This is a genomic window from Hydrogenophaga sp. IBVHS2, from assembly GCF_002127215.1.
Classification (GTDB): domain Bacteria; phylum Pseudomonadota; class Gammaproteobacteria; order Burkholderiales; family Burkholderiaceae_C; genus Hydrogenophaga.
Genome location: NZ_NFUT01000002.1, coordinates 68,154 through 80,447 on the forward strand (window position 1 = coordinate 68,154; position 12,294 = coordinate 80,447).

The window sequence follows — 12,294 nt, forward strand, 5'->3', positions numbered from 1 at the left end:
CCCAGAAAACGCGTGCCGTTATGCTGGCCGGATGAACGACCTGCCCCTGAACATCCTGGAAGGCCAGACCGGCCCCGAAGGCGCGCCGGTGGCCGCCAGCATCATCGTGCTGCATGGCCTGGGGGCCGACGGCAACGACTTCGTGCCGATCGCCCGCGAGCTCGACCTCTCGGCCATCGGCGTGGTGCGCTACGTGTTTCCCAGCGCGCCGGTGCGTCCGGTCAGCCTGAACAACGGCTACCCCATGCCGGCCTGGTACGACATCTTCCCGCCGCCCACCGACGCATCGCTGCCGCGCCGCGAGGACGAACCCGGCCTGCGCGAGGCGGCCGGCTGGGTGCAGCAGCTCATCGATCGCGAGGTGGAGCGCGGTGTGCCACCGGGCCGCATCGTGCTCATGGGCTTTTCGCAGGGCTGTGCCATGACGCTCATGACCGGCCTGCGTGCGCCGCAGCGGCTGGCGGGTCTGGCGGGCCTGTCGGGCTACCTGCCCCTGGCCGGCAGCCTGGCGGCCGAGGCGAGTGCAGCCAACCGCGACACGTCTGTCTTCCTGGCCCACGGCACCGAGGACGACATCGTGGTGCCCGAGCGGGGCGAGGCCACGCGCGATGCGCTCACCGCGCTGGGCTACCCGGTGCAGTGGCACACCTATGCCATGGGGCACACCGTGTACCCCGAGGAGGTGGCCGACCTCAACCGCTGGCTGCTGGCGGTGCTGTCGGCGCCGGCGGCTGCCTGAGCTGACGGCGGCACCAGCGCCAGGCCCAGGGGGCCAGGGCCAGGCCGACCAGCGCATACAGCACCTGCACCGGTGCCGGGGGCCACAGGCCGGCCTGGAAGCCGGCGGCCGGCACGTCCACGGCGGCGTGCAGGGCCATCACGCCCGCCAGGCTGAGCCACCAGCGCCGACGTGGTGCTGCGGATGTGCCGGCCAGCAGCGCCGTGAACACGATCTGCAGGCTGAAGGCGGCGAGCCGCTCCAGCGGCAGGGCCAGCACGATCCACCCGCCCGCGTCGGTCACGGCCGACACCTGACGCGCCAGCACGGCCGCTGCCGGCGGCGGCAGGTCCGCCAAGGTCCGGGCCAGCCGATCGGGCTGCGAGGCCAGCAGCCACAGCTGCAGGCTGCCGGCCACGCCCACCAGCAGCAGCTCGGCCAGCGCCCAGCCCAGGGCCAGCCCGGCCAGCGTGCGCCCGGTGGGCCAGCCCTGCCAGCGCAGCAGCGCGGCACGGGTGCCTTCCTCGAACAGGCCCACGCTGAGTGCGCCCACCAGCACGAAGGTCCAGCCTCCGTCGGGCAGCCCGGTCAGTTGCAGGCCCAGCGGCTTGAGCACCAGGGCGGCCAGCACGAAGCCGGCTGCACCGGCCAGCAGAGGGCGCCACAGGCTCATGGCGTCACCGTCCGCCCGGGACGCAGGCGTTGCAGCCAGACAACCAGGTCATGGCCATACAGGATGAGGGCCAGGGCCAGACCGATCAGGGGCAGGGCCACGAACACCCAGCCGGTCAGGCGTTCGCCACCCAGGCCCACGCCCACGGCCAGCGCCACCACCGGATTCACGAAGGAATAGCTGCCGGCCAGCGCCGCACTGGTGTTCTGCAGCAGCCACAGGTAGGCATTGAGCGTGATCAGGGTGCCCGCCACCATCAGGTAGACCCAGGCCAGACCGGAGGCCAGGCTCACCTGCGACAGGCTGAACGACCGCGTGGCCGGCTCCAGCACCAGCGCCGCCACCGTGCCCATCAGGCCGCCCAGCAGCCATTGCGCACCCGAAGCCATGGCCGGTGCGGGCAGCTTCAGCCGGCGCGAGGCGTACGAGCCGATGCTCCAGGCCAGTGGCGCGCCGAAGGCGCACAGGGTGCCCAGCAGGGTCGTGGAGAAGTCGCCTTCGAGCGCCAGCAGCAGGGCGCCACCGGCACCCAGCACCAGGCCGACCCAGCTGGTCAGCGGCACCTTCTCGCCGCCCCAGCGGGTCCACAGCGCCAGCCACATGGGCATGGTGGTGACCACGGTGGCCATGAGGCCCGAGCCGATGCCCAGCCGCTGCGCCAGCATCACCAGCCCCATGGCGGCGAACACCATCAGCCCGCCGATCAGGGCGCTGGCCTGCCATTCCGCGCGGGTCGGCCAGGGCAGGCCCTGCCAGCGCGCGATCGCCAGCATCACCAGACCGGCCACCACGAAGCGGCTGCCGTTCATGAGCAGCGGGGGCAGCGTCTGCATGCCCACATCCAGGGCGAAATAGGTGGTGCCCCAGACGATGTAGACCGTGAGCAGGGCGACCATCAGCCGCCAGGACTGGCGACCATCGGTGTTTGCATTGAAAATGGACGGCATGGCGGCTGAATGACTGGAAAATGTTCGGCGCAGGAGCTGAGGCCCGAATTTTCAACGGAATCCCATCCATATGCAAGCAAATTTTCAGCTCGACGAGATAGACGCCGGAATTCTGACGGCGCTCAGTCAGGACAGCCGACGTTCTTACGGCGATGTGGCCTCCGAGGTGGGTCTTTCCACGGCGGCGGTGCATGAGCGGGTGAAGAAGATGCTGGAACGCGGCGTGATCGAGCGCTTTGCGCTGCGCGTCGACCCCGACAAGGTGGGTCTGCGCTTCACCGCCTTCGTGGCCATCCGCAACGACGGTGGCGTGCACTGCCGCGATGTGGCGCCGCGTCTGCGCGCGATGCCCGAGGTGCTGGAGCTGCACAGCGTGGCCGGCGAATACGACTTCCTGGCCAAGATCCGCACCACCCATGCCCGGGCGCTGGAAGACGTGCTCTACCAGATCAAGGCCATCCCCGGCGTGGCCCGCACCACCAGCACCGTGGTCCTCAACACCGAGTTCGAGGAGCGGCCGCTGCGGCTGCCGGCGGGCCCGGAGGCGGCCGCCTGACCGGTGGTGCGGCGGACGGCACAATCGTCATATGACTTCCGCCACCGCCCCGTTCCAAGACATGCCTCCTGCCGAACTGCTGCGCCGTCTGTACGACGCTGCGGTGCAGCGTGCCCTGCCCCTGCACACGCTGGGTGCCCACCTGCCGCCGCCCCCCCGCGGCCGCACCGTGGTGATCGGTGCCGGCAAGGCCGGGGGCGCCATGGCGCAGGCGGTGGAGGCCTTGTGGCCGGCCGAGGCGCCGCTGTCGGGTCTGGTGGTCACCCGCTACCACCACACGCCGCCGCGCCCGCAAGGCCTGCCGCAGCGCATCGAGGTGGTGGAGGCCTCGCACCCGGTGCCGGACGAGGCCGGCATGGCGGCGGCCGAACGCATCCTGGCCGCCGTGCAGGGCCTCACCGCCGACGATCTGGTGCTGTGCCTGATCTCCGGCGGCGGTTCGGCCCTGCTCACCCTGCCCTGCGAGGGCCTGACCCTGCAGGACAAGCAGCGCATCAACCGCGAGCTGCTGGAATGCGGCGCGCACATCGGCGAGATGAACACGGTGCGCAAGCACCTCTCCCGCATCAAGGGCGGGCGCCTGGCCACGCTGTGCGCGCCGGCCCGCATGATCACCCTGACCATCAGCGACGTGCCGGGCGACGACCCCAGCGTGATCGCCAGCGGCCCCACCGTGCCCGACGCCAGCACCTGTGCCGACGCGCTGGCCATCCTGGACCGCTACGGCATCGCCCTGCCTGCTGCGGTGCGTGCGCGGCTCGAGGCCGGCGAACTGGAGTCGCCCAAGCCGGACGATCCGCGTTTTGCCGGCCAGGAGGTGCGCATGATCGCCACACCGCAGCAGAGCCTGGAAGCGGCCGCCGCACTGGCCGCATCGCTGGGGCTGCCCGCGCACATCCTGAGCGACGAGGTGGAAGGCGAATCGCGCGAGGTCGGCAAGGTGCATGCGGCGCTGGCCCGATCGGTGGCCCTGGGTCGCAGTGCCTTTCAGGCGCCCTGCGTGCTGCTCAGCGGCGGCGAGACCACGGTCACCGTGCGGCCCCTGCAGCCGGGTCAGACCCGGGGCAAGGGCGGCCGCGCCGGCGAGTTCTGCCTGGGACTGGCGCAGTCGCTGGCCGGGCATCCGCGCATCTGGGCACTGGCGGCCGATACCGACGGCATCGACGGCATGGAAGAAAACGCCGGTGCCCGGGTCGACCCGGGCACGCTGGCGCGCGCAGCGGCGCAGGGGCTGAAGGTGACCGATCACCTGGCCCGCAACGATGCCCATGGCTTCTTCCAGGCGCTGGACGACCTGGTGGTGACCGGCCCCACCCACACCAACGTGAACGATTTCCGGGCCATCCTGATCCTCTGAGCGGCACCCTCCTTATACTGTATGCATGAACAGTATCGGGAGGCGCCATGGCCACGGTTCACGGCATTCAGGTCCACAAGGGCCGCGGGGCAGCCAGCTGGCATGCGCACCGCTTTGCAAGCCAGCGGCGGGAGGGCTTTGACGATGGCTGGCCGGCCGATGAAGGCGACGGCCCACCCCCGCCTGCCACCACCGTCACCTGGGAAGACGCCCGCAGCGCCATCACCCGCCACGAATCGCCGGACATCGGTTTTCGCTACGGCCTCAACCCCTACCGGGGCTGTGAGCATGGCTGCATCTACTGCTATGCGCGGCCCACCCACAGCTACCTCAACCTCTCGCCGGGCCTGGACTTTGAAACCCGGCTGATCGCCAAGCGCGGCCTGGCCGGGGTGCTGCGCCGCGAGCTCGCCCGTCCGCGCCACCAGGCCGACCTGCTGGCCCTGGGCACCGTGACCGACGCCTACCAGCCGGTGGAGCGCGAGCTGCGCATCACCCGCAGCCTGCTGGAGGTGCTGGGCGAGGCCCGGCATCCGGTGGCCATCGTCACCAAGGGCAGCGGCGTGGAGCGCGACATCGACCTGCTGGCGCCCATGGCCGCCCAGGGTCTGGCAGCGGTGTACGTCACCATCACCACGCTGGATGCCGACCTGGCCCGCTCCCTCGAGCCCAGGGCTGCGGCCCCGCACCGCCGGCTGCGCACCATCCGCACGCTGGCCCAGGCCGGCATTCCGGTGGGGGTCAGCGTGTCGCCGCAGATCCCGTTCGTCAACGACGACATGGAGCAGGTGCTGCAGGCCGCGCGCGAAGCGGGTGCCGGCCGCGCCTTCTACCAGGTGCTGCGTCTGCCGTGGGAACTCTCGCCCCTGTTCCGGGAGTGGCTCTCGGTGCACCTGCCCGAGCGGGCCGAGCGGGTGATGGCCCGGGTGCAGGACCTGCACGGTGGCCGCGACTACGACGCCGACTTTGCCCGCCGCATGAAGGGCCGTGGCCTGTGGGCCGACCTGCTGCGCCAGCGCTTCGTGCGCGCCTGCGACCGCCTGGGACTCGCGCGCGAGCGCGCCGCCCTGGACACACGGCTTTTCAGGGCCGATGAGGCCCCGGTCCAGGGACGGCTATTCTGACCCGGGCTCAGTGGAGGGACAGGATCTCGTCGGCGGTGGCCAGCTCGCTGTCGAGCTGTACATGCAGCCAGATCTGCACGCTCTGGGCGGCGTCGATCAGGTCCAGCAAGGCGGCCTGCAGATCGGCGGCCGAGCACGCGCCCGCCGGTTGATCGCACAGCAGGTGCAGCGCATGACCCGGCCCTTCCGAGGCCACGCGCATGCTGCGGTTCAGGCCGGCCACGCCGTTGTAGGCCAGCAGGGCCTGGTACAGGGCCGCCGGCGCATCGTCGGGCAGTTCGCCGATCGCCAGGGTCAGTTCGAGCCGGGCAGGGTTGTCGAGCCATCGCAGCCGGATGACGTGGGGACACATCTGAAGCTGCCACACCGACGCCCCGTCGGTGGCATGAAGCGCCAGCATCGGCATGACCGTCTGCAGTTCGTTCAGGAGCCGTTCGGGCGGTGGCAATGAAGCTGGCTGACTGGACATGGACGGTGTCTCCCGGATGGACGTGCAAGGTTGCAGCCCTTGGGTCACAGCCCGGACGCCACCGGTTCCCGCCGGATCGGCCGTTCAGCCCTGATGAAAGCCTGTCGTCAGCCCTGAGCCAGCCGGACCACCACCTCGTCCCGCCAGTGGCCCAGTGCGGCATGAAAGCCTTCCCACACGCAGCCGTTGCAGCCACGGCCACAGCAGGTGGTGGGCTCGGGCGGTGGTGGACGCAAGGCGGCGTCGATGTCGATGCCCTGACGGCGGGCGAGTCCCCGCAGGTGGGCCACCAGGGCGCGGGCACCGGGCAGGTCCACGGTCTGCAGGCCGGCGACGTCATGGCGCATGAAGCGCGGTTGCCGCCGACCCTCGAAGTCGGCGGTCTCGCCGAACATCGCGGCCGGTCGCACCCACAGGCCGAAGCCGCCGTAGAGCGCGCGGTACAGCGTCATGCCCTGCAGGGTCTCGCTGCACCGAACCGTGTCGATCACCTCGTACCAGCCGCCCTTGTAATGGCGGTACAGACCGGGCGGGGTGGGCTGGAGCGGGGGCAGGTCGTCGTCGGTCATGGATCGGTGAGATGTGCCGGCGGATTCTGCCCCAGCGTCGGATGTGGCAGCGCCGGCACCGGCCAGGCCGCTGCCTGCCGACCCCGGGCCCAGGCGGCCGACCAGTCGGGCAGTCGGGCGGCCGGGTCCTCGCCCAGGCCACGCACCACGCAGCCCAGTGCGGCTCCGGTGCTGGCCACCTGCGCCAGCTGCTCGGCGGCCAGCACACCGCCGATACCGACCACCGGCGCGCCCGCCATGTGCGCCCACCAGGCCAGGTTGTCCAGACCCTGCGGGTGCCAGGGCATGGCCTTGGTGGCCGTGCGCCACACCGGACCGCAGGCGATCAGGTCCGGCTGCAGGGCACGCGCACGGCACAGTTCCCACAGGCTGTGCGAACTCAGACCCAGCGACACACCGGATGCGCGTGCCTGCGCCAGCAGGCGGTGATCGTCGGCATCCAGCGCCAGCAGGTCTTCCTGGCCCAGGTGCAGCGCAACGGCCCCGAGCTCCAGTGCCAGCCGCCAGTGGTCGTTGATGACCACCGGCACGCCGCTGCGCCGGCCGGCCTCGATGGCCCGCGACAGCTCGGTGCGCAGAGGGGGGGACGCCACCCCGGCGCCGTCGGTCTTGATGCGCAGCTGCACCAGCGCGGCACCGCCGGCGATGCAGCGCTCCACGCGCGCGGCGCTGTCGACGATGGCATACACGCCCTGTGGGCCCGGCCTGTTGCGCTCGGCCGGGTTGGGCCAGCGGGGGGCCGCTTCGCCCGGCGAGAGCACCGGCAGCAGCGAGGGGTCGTGGCCGAAGCCGGGGGTGGCGATCACCGGGCCGGCGCCCTGGCCCACCGGGCGTGCGTGGCGCAGCGCGTGCGTGGCCAGCATCTTGCCCAGCACGGCGGCGTCGGTGGCCACCCAGCCCAGCGCCATGGCGGCCGCTGCACCGCTGGCCAGCGTGCAGCCGGTGCCGTGGTTGTGCGGTGAGGCCAGGCGGGGCAGGGCGAGCCACCCACGGGCGTGCGGCGAATCCAGCCAGTCGCACGACAGCGCACCGCCCTCGTCACCCCCGGTGATCAGCACCGCCTCGGCACCCAGCGCCCGCAGCGCGGCGGCCAGCATCGGAGACGCAGTGGTGTCGGTCGGCGGCAGCCCCAGCAGGGCCAGCGCTTCGCGCCGGTTGGGCGTGGCCAGACTGGCCCGGGGCAGCAGCCAGCGCACCAGGGCCTGCCGGAGCGCGTCGTCGGCCAGGGTGGCGCCGGTGGTGGCGCGCAGCACCGGGTCCACCACCACCGGCAGCGGGCCTTGCGCGCGCAGCCGGTCGATGCGCTGCGCCAGCGCCTGCACCTGCTCGGGATCGCCCAGCAGTCCGGTCTTGATGGCGCGGGGCGGCAGATCGGCCTGCAGCGTGTCGAGCTGCGCCGTGAACAGGTCGGCCGGGATCGGTGCCACGCGGGTGACGGCCACAGTGCTCTGGGCCGTGATGGCCGCCAGCACCGGACACAGGTGCACGCCGAAGGCGTCGGCCGCGCGCTGGTCGGCCGACAGGCCGGCGCCGCCGCCGCTGTCGTGGCCGGCCACGCTCCAGATCACGGGGGGCGGGGGGGTGGGTCGGTCGTTCATGGCGTCATCCGATCAGCAGGGGACGACCGGCCACCGGCGTGCTGGCCACTGCCATTGCCTGCGGCGCCATGGCACCGCTCTCGAAGGCCAGACGGCCGGCCTGCACCGCATGGCCGAAGGCCCGGGCCATGCCCACCGGGTCGCGCGCCTGGGCCACCGCCGAGTTGAGCAGCACCGCATCGAAGCCCAGTTCCAGCGCCTGTGCGGCATGGCTGGGCGTGCCGATGCCGGCATCGACGATGAGCGTGGCATCCGGCAGCCGCTCGCGCAGGGTGCGCAGCGCCCACGGGTTGATCAGGCCCTGGCCGGAGCCGATGGGCGCGCCCCAGGGCATGAGCACCTCGCAGCCGGCATCGAGCAGGCGCTGGCAGCTGACCAGATCGTCGGTGCAGTAGGGGAACACCGCGAAGCCCTCGCGCACCAGTTCGGTGGCGGCTTCCAGCGTGCCCCAGGGATCGGGCTGCAGCGTGTGTTCGTCGCCCACCACCTCCAGCTTGATCCAGTGCGTGCCGTACAGCTCGCGCGCCATGTGGGCCAGGGCCACGGCCTCGCGTGCGGTGCGGCAACCGGCGGTGTTGGGCAGCAGCCGGGCGCCGCGCTGGCGCAGGCCGGGCAGCAGCTGGCCGATGAAGCCGTTGTCGCCACCGCCGGCCAGCACCCGGCGCAAGCCCACGGTGACCACCTGGGTGCCGCAGACCTGCAGCGCCTGCTCCAGCACGGCGGGCGAGGGGTAGCCGGCGGTGCCCAGCAGCAGCCGGCTGTGCAGCGGGGTGCCGTGCACCGTCCAGGCGGTGTCGGGCCCGTTGTCGATGGGGGATGCGGCCGGGTGGTGGTGCATGGTCAGCCTCCGGTGATGGGTTCGAACGTGGTGATGCGGTCGCGTTCGTGCAGCACGGTGGTGGCACGCGCGGCGCGGGGCACGAAGCGCTGGTTGACGGCGGTGGCCACGGCGTCGGGGGCCACGCCACGCAGGGCCAGCAGGTCGGCCAGGGTGGTGCCGACGGGCAGGGTGCAGGGGTGACCGTCGAGGTCGACCGTGGCGAACCCGTTGACGGAACGGGCAGCGGAATGCGGGTTCATGCCGGGGCTCCTTCGGTGTGACCGGCCGTGTGCAGGCCGGCGAGTTGCAAGGCGTCCTGCGCCAGGGCCGGTGCGATCAGCCAGCCGTGCCGGAACAGGCCATTGATCTGCAGCAGGCCGTCCTCGTGGTGCACATGCGGCAGGTGGTCGGGGGTGGCGGGGCGCAGCTGGGTGTCGTGGTGCAGCAGCCGGGCCTCGGCCAGTTCGGGCAGCACGCTGTGGGCGGCGCTCATCAGTTCCACGGCGGTGCGCAGGCTGATGGGCGAGCGGTCCTCGCTCTCGATCTCGCTGGCACCCACCACCACCACATCGCCGGGCCGGGGCACCAGGTAGATGCGGTGGCGCGGGTGCAGCAGCCGCAGCGGCCGATGCAGCGGCACGCCAGGCGCGTGCAGCCACAGGATCTCGCCGCGCACGCCGCGCAGGGTCAGGCCGGCGCGGCGGGCACCCAGGCCGCGCACGTCGATGGCCAGGTCGCAGGTCAGGGTGCTGCCGCCGTCCAGCAGGAGGGCGCCGGGGCGCACGTCGCTCACCTGGCGGCCCCAGTGCCACTGCACGCCGGTGGCGTGTTCGGCCAGGGCCTGCAGCAACTCGCGCGGCATCACCTGGCCTTCGCCCGGCAGCGACCAGGCGTGCAGGCCCGAAGCCAGGGCCGGCTCCAGCGCGTGCAGGCCGGCCGCGTCCAGCGGCCGCACCGCCTCGGGGCCGGCGGCGGCCTGCAGGCGCGCAAGCACCCGCTGCGCACTGCCCAGGTCGCTGCGGTGGGCCAGCAGCAGGCTGCCGTGGCAACGCATCAGCGGCGGCTCGGCCGGCAACGCTGCTGCCACCTGGGCCCACAGCGGGATCGATCGCCAGCCCAGCGCGGCGATGCGGCCGTCCGCATGGTCCAGCTCGGCCAGCGGGCTGAGCATGCCGGCGGCGGTGAAGCCGGCGGCGCGGGGTCCGGCGGCGGGAGCCGACAGCGCCGGTGCCTGCGGTCCGGGTGCCGGGTCGACCACGCTGACCTGATGGCCTGCGCGCGCGAGCTGCCAGGCCAGCAGCCGGCCCAGCACGCCGGCGCCGGCGATGCCGATGCGTGCCATGCCTCAACCCTTGTGGGCGGTGATCGAATCCACCGGCACGTAGAACTCGCCGCCGGCGGCCCGGAACTCCGCACTCTTGGCCGCCATGCCTTCGGCCAGCGCCTGCTGCTCGCTCAGGCCGCGCGCGGCGGCAAAGTCGCGCACGTCCTGCGTGATCTTCATGGAGCAGAACTTGGGGCCGCACATGCTGCAGAAATGCGCCTCCTTCGAGGCGTCCTTGGGCAGGGTCTCGTCGTGGTAGGACTCGGCGGTCATCGGGTCCAGGCCGAGGGCGAACTGGTCGCGCCATCGGAACTCGAAGCGCGCCTGGCTCATCGCATCGTCGCGTGCGCGGGCCCCGGGATGGCCCTTGGCCAGGTCGGCCGCATGGGCCGCGATGCGGTAGGCCATGATCCCCTGCTTGACATCGTCCAGGTCCGGCAGGCCCAGGTGCTCCTTGGGCGTGACGTAGCACAGCATGGCGGTGCCCATCCAGCCGATCATGGCCGCCCCGATGGCGCTGGCGATGTGGTCGTAGCCCGGCGCGATGTCCATGGTCAGCGGACCCAGGGTGTAGAAGGGGGCCTCGTGGCAGTGCTTGAGCTGCTCGTCCATGTTGGCCTGGATCAGGTGCATGGGCACATGGCCGGGGCCTTCGATCATGGTCTGCACATCGTGCTTCCAGGCGATCTGCGTGAGCTCGCCCAGGGTGCGCAGCTCGGCAAACTGGGCCTCGTCGTTGGCGTCGGCCTGCGAGCCGGGCCGCAGGCCGTCACCCAGCGAGAAGGTGACGTCGTACGCCTTCATGATCTCGCAGATCTCCTCGAAGTGGGTGTGGAGGAAGTTCTCCTGGTGGTGGGCAATGCACCACTTGGCCAGGATCGATCCACCGCGGCTGACGATGCCGGTGCGGCGCTGGGCGGTGAGGTGGATGAAAGCCAGCCGCAGCCCGGCGTGGATGGTGAAGTAGTCCACCCCCTGTTCGGCCTGCTCGATGAGGGTGTCGCGGAACAGCGGCCAGCTCAGGTCCTCGGCCACGCCGCCCACCTTCTCCAGCGCCTGGTAGATGGGCACGGTGCCGATGGGCACCGGGCTGTTGCGCACGATCCAGTCGCGCGTGGTGTGGATGTTGCGGCCGGTGGAGAGGTCCATCACCGTGTCCCCGCCCCACCGGATGGCCCAAACCAGCTTCTGCACCTCTTCCTCGATGCTGGAGGTCACGGCCGAGTTGCCGATGTTGGCGTTGATCTTCACGTGGAAGTTGCGGCCGATGACCATCGGTTCCAGCTCGGTGTGGTTGATGTTGGCCGGGATCACGGCCCGGCCGCGTGCCACCTCGTCGCGCACGAACTCGGGGGTGATGATGTCGGGGATGCGGGCGCCGCGCGGATCGCCGCGCAGCCGGGCCTCGCGGGCCGGGTCGTTCAGGTACTGCTGCATCCACTCGCGCCGGCCGTTCTCGCGGATGGCGATGTATTCCATCTCCGGCGTCACGATGCCGCGCCGTGCGTAGTGCATCTGGGTAACGTTGGCGCCGCTGCGGGCGCGGCGGGGCGCGCGCTGCAGTGCGGCGGCCTGTTCGCGCAGGGCGGCCATGCGCTGCAGCTGCACCGCATCGGGCGTGTCGCTGCGCACACCGTCGTCGAGCTGCTGGGGCGTGCGCCCGGCATAGGCCTCGGTGTCGCCCCGGGCCTCCACCCAGGCGGCACGCACCGGCGGCAGGCCGCGCCGCACGTCGATGTCCACCGCCGGGTCGGTGTAGGGGCCGGAGGTGTCGTACACCACCACCTGCTCCCCGTTGGTGAGTGCGATCTCCCGCATGGGCACCTGCACGCCGGGCTGCTCGCCGGGCACGTAGATCTTGCGGGACTGGGGGAACGGTTCGCGGGTGATCGCGCTGAAGCGGTCGGGTGCATTCATGCTGGGCTCCTGGTGGACGACACGGTGGCAGGGTTGCTCCGGAGGTCCACCCGCCCGACCGTGGAACGGCCCGCCGCTGCGTGCGGGACCGCATCCACATGCCCGGGAGGGCATGCGCTCTTCTTACGCCGGTACTGACCGGATCAAGTTCACGGGTTCGGCATTCAGCCGTCTCAGCGCCGGACCTTGCGGTCCGTGCACCCCGGAGCAGGGCGCAGTGTA

General features: G+C 71.9%; 13 protein-coding genes, 1 pseudogene and 1 riboswitch. Of the genes and pseudogenes, 4 read left to right on the top strand and 10 right to left on the bottom strand.

Features of this window, described 5'->3' with window-relative positions; translation table 11 throughout:
• Positions 1 to 31: 31 nt before the first annotated feature.
• Complete coding sequence (locus CAP38_RS05045; protein ID WP_086119833.1) at positions 32 to 739, top strand: alpha/beta hydrolase; 708 nt, start codon at positions 32 to 34, stop codon at positions 737 to 739.
• Here the strand turns inward: CAP38_RS05045 and CAP38_RS05050 are convergent.
• Both CAP38_RS05050 and CAP38_RS05055 read right to left on the bottom strand, forming a co-directional pair.
• Positions 693 to 1,391: a YhfC family glutamic-type intramembrane protease gene (locus CAP38_RS05050; protein WP_086119834.1), complete on the bottom strand. Its 699-nt coding sequence runs from the start codon at positions 1,389 to 1,391 to the stop codon at positions 693 to 695. The two genes, CAP38_RS05045 and CAP38_RS05050, sit on opposite strands and share 47 nt — an antisense overlap.
• Complete coding sequence (locus tag CAP38_RS05055; protein ID WP_086119835.1) at positions 1,388 to 2,338, bottom strand: EamA family transporter; 951 nt, start codon at positions 2,336 to 2,338, stop codon at positions 1,388 to 1,390. The genes CAP38_RS05050 and CAP38_RS05055 overlap by 4 nt, the downstream gene beginning before the upstream one ends.
• 70 nt (positions 2,339 to 2,408) lie before the next feature.
• On the opposite strand from CAP38_RS05055, the gene CAP38_RS05060 reads away from it, so the two are divergent.
• Genes CAP38_RS05060 through CAP38_RS05070 form a run of 3 tightly spaced genes read left to right on the top strand, consistent with a single transcriptional unit; the run spans position 2,409 to position 5,375 of the window.
• Entirely contained in the window at positions 2,409 to 2,894 is a 486-nt protein-coding gene (locus CAP38_RS05060) for an Lrp/AsnC family transcriptional regulator (RefSeq protein WP_179188463.1), read from the top strand.
• Positions 2,895 to 2,925: 31 nt separating this feature from the next.
• Positions 2,926 to 4,251, top strand: a complete 1,326-nt coding sequence (locus tag CAP38_RS05065; RefSeq protein ID WP_086119836.1) for a glycerate kinase — start codon at positions 2,926 to 2,928, stop codon at positions 4,249 to 4,251.
• A gap of 47 nt (positions 4,252 to 4,298) precedes the next feature.
• The gene (locus CAP38_RS05070; RefSeq protein WP_086119837.1) at positions 4,299 to 5,375 is read left to right on the top strand and encodes a PA0069 family radical SAM protein; all 1,077 of its coding nucleotides are present in this window, start codon (positions 4,299 to 4,301) and stop codon (positions 5,373 to 5,375) included.
• 7 nt (positions 5,376 to 5,382) lie between these two features.
• Here the strand turns inward: CAP38_RS05070 and CAP38_RS05075 are convergent, their stop codons facing one another.
• The 8 genes and pseudogenes from CAP38_RS05075 to thiC form a co-directional block, all read right to left on the bottom strand.
• Positions 5,383 to 5,844, bottom strand: coding sequence for a type III secretion system chaperone (locus CAP38_RS05075; RefSeq protein ID WP_143435752.1), 462 nt, complete (start codon positions 5,842 to 5,844; stop codon positions 5,383 to 5,385).
• Between the two features lie 107 nt (positions 5,845 to 5,951).
• A complete protein-coding gene (locus CAP38_RS05080) occupies positions 5,952 to 6,191 on the bottom strand; it encodes an oxidoreductase-like domain-containing protein (protein WP_086121036.1) in 240 nt (79 codons plus the stop codon).
• Positions 6,186 to 6,413 (bottom strand): annotated as a pseudogene (locus CAP38_RS15320) (DUF1653 domain-containing protein); the annotation flags it as partial. The pseudogene CAP38_RS15320 and the gene CAP38_RS05080, both read right to left, overlap by 6 nt.
• Positions 6,410 to 8,011 (bottom strand): bifunctional hydroxymethylpyrimidine kinase/phosphomethylpyrimidine kinase, encoded by a 1,602-nt coding sequence (locus tag CAP38_RS05085; protein ID WP_086119839.1) that lies wholly within the window; start codon positions 8,009 to 8,011, stop codon positions 6,410 to 6,412. The pseudogene CAP38_RS15320 and the gene CAP38_RS05085, both read right to left, overlap by 4 nt.
• Before the next feature lie 4 nt (positions 8,012 to 8,015).
• A complete protein-coding gene (locus CAP38_RS05090; protein ID WP_086119840.1) occupies positions 8,016 to 8,849 on the bottom strand; it encodes a thiazole synthase in 834 nt (277 codons plus the stop codon).
• Positions 8,850 to 8,851: 2 nt separating this feature from the next.
• Positions 8,852 to 9,091 carry a sulfur carrier protein ThiS gene (thiS, locus tag CAP38_RS05095; RefSeq protein WP_086119841.1) on the bottom strand — a complete coding sequence of 80 codons (240 nt, stop codon included), beginning with the start codon at positions 9,089 to 9,091 and terminating at the stop codon, positions 8,852 to 8,854.
• Positions 9,088 to 10,173 (bottom strand): FAD-dependent oxidoreductase, encoded by a 1,086-nt coding sequence (locus tag CAP38_RS05100; RefSeq protein WP_086119842.1) that lies wholly within the window; start codon positions 10,171 to 10,173, stop codon positions 9,088 to 9,090. The genes thiS and CAP38_RS05100 overlap by 4 nt, the downstream gene beginning before the upstream one ends.
• 3 nt (positions 10,174 to 10,176) lie before the next feature.
• The gene (gene thiC, locus CAP38_RS05105; RefSeq protein WP_086119843.1) at positions 10,177 to 12,072 is read right to left on the bottom strand and encodes a phosphomethylpyrimidine synthase ThiC; all 1,896 of its coding nucleotides are present in this window, start codon (positions 12,070 to 12,072) and stop codon (positions 10,177 to 10,179) included.
• Between the two features lie 103 nt (positions 12,073 to 12,175).
• Positions 12,176 to 12,287: riboswitch (TPP riboswitch) on the bottom strand.
• Positions 12,288 to 12,294: the final 7 nt, after the last annotated feature.